Annotated in this window: 13 protein-coding genes; 3 read left to right on the top strand and 10 right to left on the bottom strand. The window is 63.5% G+C overall.

The genetic code is table 11. From position 1 onward, the window contains the following. Positions 1 to 6 precede the first annotated feature (6 nt). From gspF to JQR87_RS00285, 5 genes are read right to left on the bottom strand one after another with little or no spacing between them, the layout of a single operon-like run. Positions 7 to 1206, bottom strand: a complete 1200-nt coding sequence (gene gspF / locus JQR87_RS00305; RefSeq protein WP_407293795.1) for a type II secretion system inner membrane protein GspF — start codon at positions 1204 to 1206, stop codon at positions 7 to 9. Positions 1207 to 1213: 7 nt separating this feature from the next. After that, entirely contained in the window at positions 1214 to 2674 is a 1461-nt protein-coding gene (locus tag JQR87_RS00300) for a GspE/PulE family protein (protein WP_407293797.1), read from the bottom strand. Continuing rightward, positions 2674 to 4641, bottom strand: a complete 1968-nt coding sequence (gene gspD / locus JQR87_RS00295) for a type II secretion system secretin GspD (protein ID WP_407293799.1) — start codon at positions 4639 to 4641, stop codon at positions 2674 to 2676. The genes JQR87_RS00300 and gspD overlap by 1 nt, the downstream gene beginning before the upstream one ends. Beyond that, positions 4634 to 5068: a pilus assembly protein PilZ gene (locus JQR87_RS00290; RefSeq protein WP_407293801.1), complete on the bottom strand. Its 435-nt coding sequence runs from the start codon at positions 5066 to 5068 to the stop codon at positions 4634 to 4636. The genes gspD and JQR87_RS00290 overlap by 8 nt, the downstream gene beginning before the upstream one ends. Next, positions 5065 to 6693, bottom strand: a complete 1629-nt coding sequence (locus JQR87_RS00285) for a lipoprotein UxpA (RefSeq protein ID WP_407293803.1) — start codon at positions 6691 to 6693, stop codon at positions 5065 to 5067. The genes JQR87_RS00290 and JQR87_RS00285 overlap by 4 nt, the downstream gene beginning before the upstream one ends. A 197-nt stretch (positions 6694 to 6890) precedes the next feature. On the opposite strand from JQR87_RS00285, the gene JQR87_RS00280 reads away from it, so the two are divergent. After that, complete coding sequence (locus JQR87_RS00280) at positions 6891 to 8942, top strand: PhoX family protein (protein WP_407293805.1); 2052 nt, start codon at positions 6891 to 6893, stop codon at positions 8940 to 8942. 104 nt (positions 8943 to 9046) lie between these two features. Here the strand turns inward: JQR87_RS00280 and gspK are convergent, their stop codons facing one another. Beyond that, on the bottom strand, positions 9047 to 10045 hold the full coding sequence (gspK, locus tag JQR87_RS00275) for a type II secretion system minor pseudopilin GspK (RefSeq protein WP_407293807.1): 999 nt from the start codon (positions 10043 to 10045) through the stop codon (positions 9047 to 9049). Between the two features lie 145 nt (positions 10046 to 10190). Here gspK and tatA point away from each other — a divergent pair, with 145 nt between their 5' ends. Further along, positions 10191 to 10412, top strand: coding sequence for a twin-arginine translocase TatA/TatE family subunit (gene tatA / locus JQR87_RS00270; protein WP_407297870.1), 222 nt, complete (start codon positions 10191 to 10193; stop codon positions 10410 to 10412). A 314-nt stretch (positions 10413 to 10726) separates the two neighbouring features. Further along, positions 10727 to 11647 (top strand): LysR family transcriptional regulator, encoded by a 921-nt coding sequence (locus JQR87_RS00265; protein ID WP_407293809.1) that lies wholly within the window; start codon positions 10727 to 10729, stop codon positions 11645 to 11647. Between the two features lie 6 nt (positions 11648 to 11653). Here JQR87_RS00265 and madM read toward each other — a convergent pair whose 3' ends face one another. The 4 genes from madM to JQR87_RS00245 all read right to left on the bottom strand — a co-directional run bounded on the left by madM (position 11654) and on the right by JQR87_RS00245 (position 14491). Continuing rightward, complete coding sequence (madM, locus tag JQR87_RS00260; RefSeq protein ID WP_407293811.1) at positions 11654 to 12418, bottom strand: malonate transporter subunit MadM; 765 nt, start codon at positions 12416 to 12418, stop codon at positions 11654 to 11656. A gap of 3 nt (positions 12419 to 12421) precedes the next feature. Continuing rightward, entirely contained in the window at positions 12422 to 12820 is a 399-nt protein-coding gene (gene madL, locus JQR87_RS00255) for a malonate transporter subunit MadL (RefSeq protein ID WP_407293813.1), read from the bottom strand. A gap of 115 nt (positions 12821 to 12935) precedes the next feature. Next, positions 12936 to 13862, bottom strand: coding sequence for a malonate decarboxylase subunit epsilon (gene mdcH, locus JQR87_RS00250; RefSeq protein WP_407293815.1), 927 nt, complete (start codon positions 13860 to 13862; stop codon positions 12936 to 12938). Then, the gene (locus JQR87_RS00245) at positions 13859 to 14491 is read right to left on the bottom strand and encodes a malonate decarboxylase holo-ACP synthase (RefSeq protein ID WP_407293818.1); all 633 of its coding nucleotides are present in this window, start codon (positions 14489 to 14491) and stop codon (positions 13859 to 13861) included. Before JQR87_RS00245 ends, mdcH begins: the two co-directional genes overlap by 4 nt. Positions 14492 to 14535: the final 44 nt, after the last annotated feature.

Below are 14535 nucleotides of genomic sequence, written 5' to 3'. Positions count from 1 at the left end.
GGTCTCCTAGAAGTTGAGGCCTTGGTTGAGTTGCATGATGGGCAGCAGAACGGCAAGCACGATGAACAGCACGATGGCGCCCATGGTGAGGATCATGGCCGGCTCGAACAGCGCCAGCGCCATGTCGACCTGTCGGGCGAAGGCTCTTTCCTGGTTGTCGGCGACCCGTTCGAGCATGTCCGGCAAGGTGCCACTGGCCTCGCCGCTGGCCACCATGTTGATGAGCATGGGCGGGAAGTGGCCGCTGCTACCCAGCGAGCGGTGCAGGCTGATGCCGGTCTCGACCTGATCACGGGCCCGCTCCAGAGCCGCGCGGATCACGCCGTTGCCAACCGTCGCCGTACCGACCTGCAGCGATTCGAGCAAGGGCACCCCGCTGCCGCACAGAATCGCCAGGCTGCGCGACAGCCGGGCGCTTTCGAGGACCGCGAACAATGTGCCCAAACGGGGCAGACGCAGCAGAAGCCGGTCGCGGCGATAACGCCAGGACGCCTGGCGAAGCAGTATCGAGGCGATGCCACCGAGCAGCAGGATCGTGCCGAGCAACCAGGGCCCGGCGACGACGAGCGCATCACTGAACCCAATGAGCACCTGGGTGATCGCCGGCAGGCTGCGGCCGGCATGGTCGAACTGTTCGGTCAGGCGTGGCACCACAAAGGTCATCAGGCCGACCACGACGATGACGGATACGCACATAAGCACGCCGGGATAGATAAGCGCGGTTCGGGCCTTGTGCCGTTGCCGCTGGACCTGTTCCAGATAGTCGGCGAGCCGTTCCAGCACCGCGGCCAATCGACCGGAGTGTTCGCCCGCTTCCACCAGCGCGCAGTAGAGGGTATCGAACGGCGCACCGTGGCGCCGCAGGCTGTCAGCCAAGCCGTGCCCTTCGGCGACCGTACCGCCTACGCTCGCGAGCACGCGTTTCGATGAAGGGTCCAGTTGTCGCTCGAGGGTCGATAGCGCCTCGGTCAGCGGGATCGCAGCCCCCAGCAGTGTTGCGAGTTGCCGGGTCAGCTCGCACAGTTGAGCGTGGCTCAACCGCTGACCAGCGCTACGCCTGGCTGTCGCCGCGTGGGGCTTGAGCTCTCGGGCGAACAGGCCCTGTTCACGAAGCAGCTGACGCGCATGGCGCTCGGTGTCCGCCTGGATCAGGTCCCGTCGGCTACGGCCCTGTTGATCGAGTGCAAGGTAGCGAAAGCTCGGCATGCGGACCTCAGCGCTGCACAGCGCGCAGAACGTCAGCCAGGCTTGTCCGCCCGAACCGCAGCTGCTCGATGGCTGCCTGCGCCAGGCTCTGCCGCCGCCCGGCGAGGTAGGCTTCCATCTCCACCTCACTTGCCCCGTCATAAAGAAGCGCGATCAGCCCGGCATCCAGCTCGATAAATTCATACAGCCCGAGGCGCCCGCGATAGCCGGTATGCCCGCAGGCTTCACAACCGACCGGGTCATGCAGATGCGCCAGCTCGTCGAGGCCCGCCATCAGCTCTCGCTCGGCGGTCAGGATCGGCCGCGCTTGAGCACAGTCACACAGCCGCCGGACCAGGCGCTGTGCGAGCACACCCTTGAGGCTCGACGCGATCAGAAACGCCTCGATGCCCATATCGCGCAGCCGTGTGACAGCCCCTACGGCGCTGTTGGTATGGAGCGTGGACAACACGAGGTGACCGGTCAGGCTCGCCTGTACTGCGATCTGCGCCGTCTCGACGTCACGGATCTCGCCGACCATGATCACGTCCGGGTCCTGGCGCAGGATGGCGCGCAGCCCATTGGCAAAGGTCATCCCGGCACGCGGGTTGATGGCCGTCTGGCCGATGCCGGTGATGGCGTATTCCACCGGGTCCTCGACGGTCAGGATGTTGCGCGTACCGTCATTAAGGCGGTTGAGGCTGGCATAGAGCGTGGTGGTCTTGCCCGAGCCGGTCGGCCCGGTGCTGAGGATGATGCCGTTGGGTTGCTGCAAACAACGATGCAGCCTTGCCTCGACGTCCTGCGGCATGCCGAGGTTGGTTAGCTCCAGCAGGCTGGCCTGTTTGTCGAGCACGCGCATCACCACGCGCTCGCCATGGATGCCGGGCAGTGTCGACACCCGAATGTCCACGTCTCGTGCGCCCATTCGCAGGCTGATGCGACCGTCCTGGGGCTGGCGCTTCTCGGCGATGTCCAGCCGCGCCATGACCTTGATGCGCGACACCAGCATGGCCGACAGCGCACGCGGCGGGGCCAGCACTTCGCGAAGCTGGCCGTCCACACGCAGGCGCACCACCAGGCTCTGCTCGAACGTCTCGATATGAATGTCCGATGCGCTGAGTCGCAGCGCTTCGGCGAGCAGGCCATTGATCAGGCGGATCACTGGCGCTTCGTTTTCGCTTTCCAGCAGATCTTCAATGCGCGGAAGCTCGCTCATCAGACCGGCCAGATCGACCTGATCGGCGATGCCATCCATCAGGGTCGCGGTGGCCGGCTCGCCGGACTGGTACAACCGCTCCAGTTCATGCTCGAAATCGGACGCACCGAGACGCACACAGCCCACAGGCGCCCCATGAACACGCAGCACTTCCTGCAGCTGGGTCAGATCGGCGGTCTCTCGCAACAACAGCTGCATGCCGTTCGCTTCGGGTCGCAGCGCAATGCCGCACTGCCGAGCCAACCGATAGGGCAGTAGCGCCTCGCTCATCAAGGCACCAGCCCGCCCAGGCGTGCCCGGCTCGATGGAAACAGCCCGAGCAGATCGCTACGCGCCTCGCGGTCGGGCAGCGCCAAGGGGCTGCTGGCCTTGATGCTTCGGTACTTTTCGTCGCTGAGCTGGCTCAGGGTCAGGGCGTCGCGCACGATGCGCGGGCGGATGAACACCATCAGGTTCTGCTTGGCATGGCTACGGGCAGTGGAGCGGAACAGCCGGCCGAGGCCTGGGATATCACCCAGCAACGGCACGCGTTGATCGCTGTCGGCAACCTCGTCGCTGATCAGCCCGCCGAGCACCACCATGCCGTTGTCCTCGACCATGACCGTGGTCTTGATCTCACGCTTGTTGGTGACCACATCGCTGGCCCTGGCGGTTTCGGCAATGGACGACACCTCCTGGATGATGTCCAGCCGCACGGTGTTGTCCACGTTGATCTGCGGCTTGAGACGCAGCTTCACGCCCACTTCCTTGCGCTCGATGGTCTGATACGGATTTGCGTTGTTCTGGGTGATGGAGCCGGTCACGAAGGGCACTTCCTGGCCGACCAGAATCGACGCTTCAGCATTGTCCAGCGTGACCAGCGTTGGGGTAGAAAGCAGGTTGAATCCGCTTTCGTTGCGCAGCGCGTTGAGCAATGCAACGAAATTGATGCCGCCACCGATGTGCCCTACACCTGCGGTGATGCCTTCCACGCCCGACAGCAGCGAGCCAATCTGCGAGTAGTTCTTATTGGCCGCTGCAGCGGCGATTGCATTGATGCCGCCGCCATTGCCATTGAAGTTGATACTGCCGGCAGGCAGCTTGCTGCTCGGATCGAGAAACAGCCATTGCACGCCCAGTTCCTGCGCCCTCGTATCGGTGACCTCTGCAATGATCGCTTCCACGACCACCTGGGCGCGGCGGATATCCAGCCGCTCGATGATTCGCCGGTAGGTCATCAGTTCGCTGTCAGGCCCGAGCATGACGATGGCGTTCGCGCCGTCCTCGGCCTCAAGCCGTACGCCATCCACCGAGACCACAGCCGGCGCCGCTGCGCCCTCTTCGGCGGCGGCCATCTCGCCGACACCACCCTGGCTGAGTCCGCGCAGCACTTTCAGAACGTCGGCCGCGTTGGCATGACGCAGGTAGATCACCTCGGTATTACCGACATGCTCACGCACCACGTCCAGCTTTGCGATCAACTGTCGCACCCGCTCCCGATCCGCTGTGCTTCCGCGTACCAGCAAGGCATTGCCGCGCTGGTCGGCGACGACCTTGGCACCGCGGGCATCTCCCTTGCCAAGCAGCTCGTTGATCAGTCGCGCGGTGTCCCGGGCGCTGGCGTGGTTCAGCTGAAGGGATTCCACCGGCTCGTCAATGACCTGATCAAGCTGGCGCAGCAGGGTCTCGATGCGGCCCAGGTTGCTGCGCCAATCGGTTACCACCAGCAGGTTGGCCGAGGGGTAAGGGGTAATGACGCCGACGCGCGGATCGACCAGCGGCTTGATGATTTCAAGCATCTGCTCGCTGGCCGCGTTGCGCACGCTGAAGACCCGCGTCGCCATGCCGTTGGAGGCCTGCTCGCTGCCCTGCCCCGAGTCAACGGGCACCGGCTCCAGCCGGGCTGCCTGGTCCGGCAGGATCTTCACGGTGCCATCGGGCAGGTCCACCGCGGCAAAGCCCTGCGCCCGCAGCTGGGCGAGGAAGATGTCGTAGATTTCGTCCGGCGTATGCTGCGACATGGTGCGAATCGTGACTTTGCCCTGCACGCGCGGATCGACGATAAAGGTCGTACCGGTGATTCGCGACACACTGTCGATAAATTCGCCGATATCCGTCTCGACGAAGTTCACCTCGTAGCGAGAGGGTTCGGCAATCGGCAGGTCGTCATCTGCAGCAACGACCAGTCCGGGCAGCAGCAACCCAAACAGCAGCACGCGGATTTGACGAGCCAGAGGCGTCATGGACGGCTTAACCATGGCGTTTGAGTCCTTGCGGTGGGCGTTCCTGTGGCCAGGGCAAACGTTCGAGCCGCCCGTTGTGATCGAAGACGAGCCCTTGGTCATCGATCCGATGCAGCACGATCCCCGGCGCCAGCCGCTGGCCTTGCGTGAGGGTGCGCTGCTGCTTCTGGTAACCGAGAACCACGACCGTCGAATCCACAGGGTCGGCGCGCAGGCCGCCTATCCAGGTCAGCTCGAGTGTGGTCAGGGGCAGCCCGGCGTCGCGGCTCTGTACCGCTTCTCGCGTCCAGTGCTGGGTAAGCAGCTCCATGCGCGCAGCCGGATCGACCATCCGCTGTGCGGGTGTGGAAGGCCCATGCCAGACGGTCAGCACGCACTGAGCCGCAAGCCACGCGGCCAGCGTTGCCAAGCCGAAGCCGACCAGTTTCACTGATGCTGTCATGCCGGTGCTCCCTGGGCCGGATGCCAACCCGGATGGCCTTGCACGTAAGTCAGGCGCGGCAAAGCGAGTTCGGGTAAGTGCCAGGAGCCTGGCTGTTCACGCAGATAGGCTTCGAGGTACTGCCAGAGCGGTTTTCCTTCGGTCTGTGCGCCCAGCGTAAAGGTGCGCAGCCGTTCCATCGTTTCGACGCCCGATACGCGTTGCCCGGACGGGCTATACGCGACTTGCCACGAGCGGCCGAGCAAGCGCGGCAGGTCCTGGCTGTTGTCAAGAATGACCGGGTCTCCGAAGAGCTGCTCCGCCGCGTTTTCAAGCACACGCTGCAGTTGAGCGGCGGGGGCTTCACGAACCACCGCAGGGTGACTGCCGGTCAGGCTCAGCAGATGCTCGCGAGTGATTGCCTGGCCCCGGCGCAACGGCGCGTCATAGCGCAGGCCCGGCAGCAGCACTCCACCGCCGTAATCCTCTGCCAACGCTTGATGGATAAGCCGATCCCAACTGCCACCGCGCACATCGCGGCGCCACATCGGTTCGGGCGCGTGCGCCAGCGTCTGGTCAAGCCAACCGGCATGGCTGGCGCGCTGCGATTGAAGTGTCGATTGAAGGCGCGCCTGAATCAGGCGATCCGCGGCGCTCAGCGATTCGGCAAACGCGGGGTGGAACTCTGCGGCGAAGCGCCATCCTTGTGGCGTGGAATCGCAACGGATGCGGAAGGCGCCACAGGCGCGACTTCCTGCCAGCACAACAGGCACATGGCGACCTGACACCTGGCGAACGTCAATCTGGCGCGGCCAGAGATCCTGGCCACGGGCGCAGAGAACCAGATCGACCTGCTCAAGCCGCTCGGCCAGCCACAGACCCGGCCCGGTGCCCACGTCCGCAAGCGCGACGACCAGGTCAGCCTGCCGCCGCGCTTCATCGAGCTGTGAGCGCATGGATTCATACCACTGACTCAGGGAGCGGGTCTGATCCACTGCATAGGGGTCGGTGATGCCGACCACTGCGATCTGCACACCCGCCCGCTCGAAGAAAGCGATCGATTGGGTGCCTGGCGCTTCCAGCCCAGCGGCCAGCACCGGGCGCCCCCACTGTTTGTACAGCCCGCCCGCCTGTTGCGGCCAGAGCGCGCGTTCGTCGCTGCTCACACGCACATCGGCGCCCAGCAGCTCGCTACCCTGCACACCCGATGCCCCCTGAGTGAGATAGGCGAGCCCGCTGCCATTCCAGCATTGGCCATTTTCCAGGGTGAGGCAGTTCTGCGGGCCCACTTCGTTGCGCAGCCGCTCGAGCAGAGCACCCAGTACGGCGTATCCGCCGGTTTCGACCGGGCCGAGCGCGGCGTCGAGCATGGGTGCCAACGATTGTTGCCCAGCGAAAGCGGCCCGCGCGCTGGCGCCAGTCAACCATGGCGCCTGGCCGATCCGGGCTGCTGCGCCGAGCCGGGTTTGAGGGGCAACAAACAGACTTGGCGCCCGGGCATCAAGCGTGTCGGCGTAGTACAGCAGATCGAGACGTGACGAGCCCCGAAGCGGCTTCGCCGCCCCGGTGGCACATCCACCTAGCGCGGGAATCGCAGCGCCCGCCATCAACCACGCCAGAACTTGCCGGCGCCCCATGCTTGTCATCGATCTGTCACCCAACGTTCAAATGCGGGGCGATAATGCGACGATCAGGTGACAGATTCATTTCAACGGAAGGCGATCAGCATCAAAGCTTAAACAATTACGGCTTAAAACCTTTTTTCATAAAACTATCAATTAATCATCACAATCGCTCTCTACAGTCCGCCCCGCTATCAAGCCAACCCAAGGAGCTGTAGACGATGAGTCGCGAAACCGGCAACAACCGCAACCTCAATCCCAGCAACAACCCGCACATGGATTCGGTACTTGAAACCTATCTCTCACGCCGTCATGTGCTGCGCGGTGGATTGGGAGCGGCTATCGCCATGATTGCTGGTGTTGGCCTGACCGGCTGCTTCGACGGCGGCGGCAGCAGTTCCGATGAAGCCCCCAGCACCCCGACCGAGCCGACGCCAAGCAAGCCGCTGGCCTTGAATTTCGAATCCGTCAGCGTGTCGCGTACGGACGCCTGTGTCGTTCCGGCCGGCTATACCGCATTCGTGCTTGCCCCATGGGGTACGCCGCTCAACAGCACGGCCAATCCGTGGAAGGACGACGGCAGCAACACGTCCACTGACCAGGCCAACGCCATGGGCATGCACCACGACGGCATGCGCTTCTTCCCCATCAACGGCAGCTCCGAAGACGGCCTGCTGGTGGTCAACCACGAGTACATCGACCAGAAAGCGCTGCACCCCAACGGCGCGACCCGCGACGCAAACGGCAATCGTCCGGCTGAGGAAGTACGCAAGGAAATCAACGCCCACGGTGTAGCCGTGGTTCGCATCACCAAGGTCGATGGCCGCTGGCAGGTCATCCAGAACGACCCGCTCAACCGTCGTTTCACCACCGCGAGCGTGATGGATATTCGCGGCCCGATGCGTGGAACCGAGCACGTGCGCACTGCCTTCTCCACCGATGGCACAGTCACCCGCGGCACCAACAACAACTGCGGTAACGGCTATACCCCTTGGGGCACCTATCTGACCTGCGAAGAGAACTGGCCAGAAGTTTTCATCAATCGCAGCACTCCGCTGCCGCGTGATCAGGATCGCATCGGCATGCCGACCGACTCGAGCCGTTACGGCTGGGAGACAGCTGCCGGTGACGCGTCCGAGCAGAACGGTGAATTTGCCCGCTTCGATCTCACTCCGTCTGGCGCCAGCGCCACCGACGATTACCGGAACGAGGCGAGCACTTACGGTTACATCGTCGAGATCGATCCGTTCGCCCCGAACCGCAATGCAGTCAAGCGCACCGCTCTGGGCCGCTTCCGTCACGAAGGTTGCTGGCCGGGTCTGACCAAGCAAGGCAAGCCGGTCGTGTTCTATAGCGGCGACGATTCCCGTTTCGAATATCTGTACAAATTCGTCTCGAAAGCATTGTGGGACGAGGCCGATGCCAACCCCAGCGACCCGTTGGCGACCGGCGACAAGTACATGAACGAGGGTACGCTGTACGTTGCGCGCTTCAACGCAGACGGCACGGGTACCTGGCTGCCACTGACCGTAGACGCCGTCGCGCAGAACGGCAGTACCCTGGGTTCGATTTACGGCGATCTGCCGGGAATCATCCTGAACACTCGTGGAGCTGCCGACGCCGTGGGCGCGACCCCGATGGACCGCCCGGAGTGGACCGCGGTCAACCCGGTCAATGGTGACGTCTACCTGACGTTGACCAACAACTCCAGCCGTACCGAAACGAACCCTGCCAACCCACGGGCGAAAAACGTCAACGGTCATGTCATCCGCTGGCATGAATCGGACGATCAGGTCAGCTTCGATTGGGACATCTTCGTGTTCGGCTCGGACGCCAACGCTGGCCCCGAAACCAACCTTTCCGGTCTGACCGATATGAACCAATTCGCCAGCCCGGACGGTATGGGCTTCGACAGCCGCGGCATTCTCTGGATCCAGACCGACAACGGTGGCAACGCCGTCGCTCAGGTCACCAACGACCAGATGCTTGCGGTAATCCCGAGCAACCTGGTGGATGCCGAGGGTAACCAGCTGCCCATCCGTGAGCAGAACCAGAACGAGCTGCGTCGCTTCTTTGTCGGCCCGAACGGCAGCGAAGTGACTGGCGTGACCTTCACGCCCGACAACACCTCGATGTTCGTCAATATCCAGCATCCTGGAAATTGGCCTTACACCGATGACGCAACCCAGGCTACGCCGGACGGCCAAACAGTTCGGCCGCGTGCATCGACGGTAGTCATCCAGAAAGCCGACGGCGGCGAGCTCGCCGTCTGATAGCTGCATGACGAAAAGAGCCGGTACCGGAAACGGTACCGGCTCTTTTTTTTATCGGTCCAAAAGCGATACCAGACGGCTCTCCACCCGGCCCGGCCGAGGCATCAGGGCATCAGATCAGCAGCGGTCGACTCTGCCGTCCAGAACGGGGCTGGCTGCCGACCACGGAAGAGCACCTGTTGCGCCGGCACGCGGCTGTACCACTTCGAGACGCCACGTACCTCGACCTGGTGAACGGTCCGGTAAACCGTGTCGTCCAGGCTCACTTCTATTCCGAGCAGAAAATGATCACCGCTGAGCACAAGCCCATCGGTGAGGCGTCGGAAGGTCGCGTCGTCAACAGCACCCAGCGATTGGCGCAGCTGCTCCGCATCGCGATAACCGCCCGCTGGACGTGAGCTGATCACACGAGTCAGTAGCGAGCCTGGCAGTTCGCCCTCGTATAACGCCTCCAGCAAAGGCAGGTCCCTCAACGCCAGCGCATTAGCGTTGAGGCGCCAGCTGCCATGATCGGGCAGCGCACAGAGCTGTGGATGACGCAGGTAACGCGACGGGTCAGCCGGTGCGAGCAGATTCAGTTCGCTGGTTTCGCGCATGGGCTGATTGGCGGCCAGCCACCCGTTGCCTTGACGAAGGTATTGGTCGTTTTCTGCACCCAGCAGGTTTGGCTGGTGGTCCGGGTCCACCCAGTCGACCAATTGCTGCACCAATCGATCATTAGCCATGTCACGGCCCAGCAGATGCCCGAGTTGCCGCCTGGCTCGCTCGCCATCCTCACCTGCCAGAGCGTTCAAGTTGAAACAGGTACGCAGATCGCGTAGCAGCAGCCTCGCCCCGCCGCCGTCGAATCGATAGGGCAACGGCAGCCCACGAGTGGCCTGCCAGTACAGCGGACTTTCGCGCCAGCTGACATCGCGCATCGCCTGGACCGCAAACGCCTTGGCAGCTGTGTCTACGGCACGGGCCTGTACCCTTTGCTGCAGCTGTCGGGCCTGCTCAATTTCTTCGCGGCCCTGCGCAGCCAGCCAACCCAGGCCACCGGCCAACAATGCCAGTGCCATGAGCACCATAAGCAAGGCGACCCCTCGCTGCTCCTTTCCCATTTGTCCGATCCGTCTGCAAGTCGACTGACGCGTCAGTTAACCCACTAAAGGTTGCAGAGACGTGGCAATGTCGCCTAATCGTCATCTGCACGTCACAACGCTGGGGCAGGATTCGCCTACTTTTTTGCACCTCAAGGAGACGGCCATGGGCCTCGGCGGAATCAGTATCTGGCAGTTGTTAATCGTTCTGCTCATTGTCGTCATGCTGTTTGGAACCCGGCGCTTCCGCTCGATCGGTAGCGACCTGGGGGAAGCCATCAGCGGCTTTCGTAAATCCGTAGCGAGCGAAGAAGACGCTAAAACAGCGCAGATCGGCCACAGTGAGCAGCTCGTGCACGATAACCTCGAGCGGCGCGAACACGCCTGATACCAGGCAATCTCACTGGCAAGAGTCGGAAACACGATGCCCCATTGGCGTTAGGCGCGTGTTTCTGCCTCCACGTTAGGCGCGCCAAAATCAGATTTGCCCCACCCGCACCGTTCGCCACCCATTCGCTGGAACCCATCGCTGCAAAGCTGACGCACCCTTGAGTTTGCTGTTCATATGCGAGCATCTCGCAGCAGGAGCGCCTTCACCTAGGGCGGCTGAACGCGTATATAGCCTCACTGGCGCCAGGCGATGTCGTGGCCAGCAAGCCCGACAAACCGCCCAGACAAAACCAATAAAGCGAACGGGCCTCAATGCAGATCGATGAAGAAATCACGCTGAAAAAGCTGGAGGTGTTTCTCGCCTTCATGCGCAGCGGAAATCTGAGCAAGGCGGCGGCCGAGCTGAACACCAGCAACGTCAGCGTGCACCGCGCTATCCACTCACTGGAAAGCGCGCTGCGCTGCCCGCTGTTCAAGCACGAGGGACGCAACCTGATCCCGCTGGAGAGCGCCTATGTGCTCGAAGAGCGGGCGCAGAAACTGGTGCAGGACGTACTCGAAACCGTACGGCAGACGCGCGAAGCCGCCGGCTTCTCGGCTGAACGGTTCAAGCTTGGTGCGCTGTACTCGTTGACGGTGAAGACCGTGCCACAGCTGATCATGGGTCTGAAGCTGCGCCGCAGCGAGCTCAATATCGACCTGATCCTGGGTTCCAACGTCGACCTGTTCTACAAGCTGAAGAACATGGAACTGGACGCGATCCTGGTGTCGCTGAACGACAGTGTCAGCCACGACCCGGACTGCGCACAACTGCCTCTGTTTGCCGATGACATCTTCCTCGCCGCGCCGGCTGATTCACCCTTTGCGCAACAGGCGGAAGTCGACCTGAGCGACCTGCGCGACGTCACCTTCATTACGCTCACCCAGGGTTTTGCGACTCATCAGGACGGCAACCGGGTATTTCAGCAGGCGGGGTTCGAACCGAAGGTCGCGATGCAGGTGAATGACATCTTCACTCTGCTGAGTATGGTCAATTCAGGCGTGGGGTATGCGTTGCTGCCCGGCCGGGTAGGGATGGTCTACGAGTCACGGGTCAAGCTGGTGCCGCTGCAGGCGCGTTATCATCTGCAACAGCACATCGGCGTGGTCTTCCTGAAGGCCAAGGAGCGCGATCCCAACCTACTCGCACTCCTGGCCGAATGCCGCATGTACAGCCTCAAAAATCCAAGCTGACGAACATTATCCCAGCATGCCGCGCATGATGAAGAACAGCAACGATGGGCCGAGCAGGCAGCCCAACGCCGTATAGAACGCCGCTGTCAGGCAACCGTAAGGCACCAGTTTCGCATCGGTCGCGGCCAGACCACCAGCCACACCGCTTGAGGTGCCGATCAGGCCACCGAAGATCACCGCCGCACGCGGGTTGTTCAAGCCAATCATCGGAGCGAAGAAGGGCGTTGCGATCATCACCAGAATTGCCTTGACCAGGCCGGCTGCGATGGACAGCGCCATCACTTCGGAGCTGGCTCCGATCGCCGCTCCGGTCACTGGGCCGACGATGTAAGTCACTGCACCGGTGCCGATGGTGGTCAAGCTGACCGCATCGGTGTAGCCGAACGCCATAGCCACCGAGACGCCCGCAATGAAGGATGCAAAAACGCCCACGAACAACGCCAGCACGCCGACCATGCCGGCGCGCTTGAGCTCCTCGACGCTAACGCCGAAACCCGTAGCAACAATGGCGAAGTCCCTGAGCATGGAGCCACCGAGCAAGCCGATGCCGGAGAACAGCGCGATGTCGACCAGCCCCTTCTGTCCGCCGGTAACGACACCGCCGATGTACGACAGCAACAGACCAATCAGAATGGCTACGGCTGAGCCGTGTAGTCGGCCCTTGGTGAGCTTGTACGACAGCCAGTACGAGAACCACATGGTAGCGCCGATAATGGCGAAGCCGCTGATCAGGCCGTAGCCGGAAACGACCTTGAGTAGAGATTCGTACATGGATCAGCCCTCGGAGGTCAGTGGTTTGGCTTCATCGGTTTCATGCTTTTTTCGGCCGATCCGGTCGAGCACCGGTACGAAGGCGAAAGCGATGGCCACCGCAGCGATACCGGCAAGGATCGCCATAGGACCGCCACTGAGCGCACCCAGGACATTTTGCTGCGCGGCCATGGCGACCACGATTGGGATGTAGACGGCGCTCCAGAATTTGACGCCCTGCTCCGAATCCATGGTGAACAGGCCGCGGGTTTTCAGATAACTGCCCAGCAGGATCAGTAGCACCATGGCGATGCCGACGCCGCCGACGTTGGCCGGGACGCCAATAAGTTTACCGAGCAGTTCACCGACGAAGATGCCCGTCAGGGTGCACAAGGCTAGGAAGGCCACACCAAAGATGATCATTGTTCTTGTCCTTTTGGTTGCGCCGCCTGCAGAAGGCTTGGCGCGTGTTATCGAGGTCGTTGTTGTTATCCATCGATCAGAGCGAGGGCTCGCCCGGGTGCTGCGTGCAATTTATCTATCGGCTCTGGCTGCCCTCCTGACGCAGCAAGGCGTCCAACGTGTCCAGCCGGGCGCCGTCGAAGGCGACCAACGTACCCTGTTCGAAAACCCGCCGCGCCAGCCCGGTCAATACCTGACCTGGCGGCAGTTCGATGTGCAGCCGCACGCCGCGCTCGTAGGCGGTGCGCAGGGTGCCGTGCCAGTCGACGACGCGGCACATGTTGAAGGCCAGGTCGTCGCGCAGGCGCTCGGCGTCGAACAGCGGCCGCGCCGATGAGCCGCTGAGGTAGCGAATCCGTGGGGCACGCACCTCGACCTTGGCGAAGGCCTCCGCCAGTCGCTGTGCCGGCTGCTCGAGCAGCGCGCAGTGCGACGGCACGCTCATCGCCAGGCGCCGCGCGCAGGATGCGCCCAGTGCCTTGGCCCGCGCGGCGACCGCGGCCATGGCGGCGTCGCTACCGGCGATGACGATCTGATTGTCGGCATTGATGTTGCCCAGGTAGACCGGGCCCTCGGCTTCGGCCAACAGCGCCTCGACCGCACCCAGCGGCAGGCCGAGGACAGCGGTCATGCCGTAGCCCTCGGGGTAGGCCTGCTGCATCAGCTCGCCTCGCAGAGCCACCAGGCGGAGGGCATCGGCGAAGGTCAGCGACTCGGCGATCACCGCCGCGGCATAGGCGCCGATGGACAGCCCGGCGACGTAGTCCGGCCGCTGGCCATCGCGCATCAGCAGCCGCGCCCCGGCGACTCCGGCAATCAGCAGGCAGAGCTGCACCGCGCGGGTCGATTGCAGCGCCTCGGCCGAATCGAGCAGCCGCGCATCCTCGCCGACCACGGCACTGGCCTCGGCCAGGGTCTCGGCGACTTCCGGCGCCTCGGGCAGCCGTTGCAACATGCCGGGCTTTTGCGCGCCCTGACCGGGAAAGGCGAACAGGCTGCTCATGCGACCCGCTCCGTACCGTCCGACGCCTGCCGCCAGGGATCGGCCACCAGGCGCGCGCCCGTGACGCACTTGAGTAGCACACGAGCCGTCTGGCCTGCCCACTCACGCAGGGCGACAGCGCCGTGGGGGGTTTCTAGCTGCATGTCGATGCGGCTGGGTGCGCCGTCAAGCTGCGACAGCAGTTCGGCGGCCGCGCCGCGAGACAGCGGCTCGGGCACACGCAACAGCAGGTCAAGGTCACTGCCGGTCGTCACCGTCGGCAGCCCCGTGGCGAGCTGGTAGCCCACCGAGCCGGTCACGCCCCAGCCGTAGCCCAGGGCGTCGAGCATCGGTTTGACCAGCTCAAGCGCACGCAGCGCCGGGAGCCCGGCGGTTGGCAGCCGCTGCACCAGTTGTTCAGGGCTGACGCAACGCAGCACGCGGCCGAGCGCCATCGAGGTGGCGTAACGCTGGTCACGGCTGACGCCGCGCACACCCACCGCGACCTCGCCGAGCGCCACCCGCGCCCGACGCACCACCACCGGCTGGCCGGCAGCGAGCACCCGTCCCGCCCAATCCGGCGCGTCGGCCGGCAGCTGGGCCGGGGTCATGCCCCAGAGCAGGTCGTGGGGACGCGGTGTGTCGTGCATCTACAGCCTCCTCGTGGTTGTTGTTGTCGAGTCGCTGATGAGTT

Source organism: Stutzerimonas stutzeri, assembly GCF_051028275.1.
GTDB classification, from domain to species: Bacteria; Pseudomonadota; Gammaproteobacteria; order Pseudomonadales; family Pseudomonadaceae; genus Stutzerimonas; species Stutzerimonas stutzeri_AS.
The sequence above is the reverse complement of the archived record's forward strand: the minus strand, read 5'-3'. Positions and strand labels throughout refer to the sequence as shown.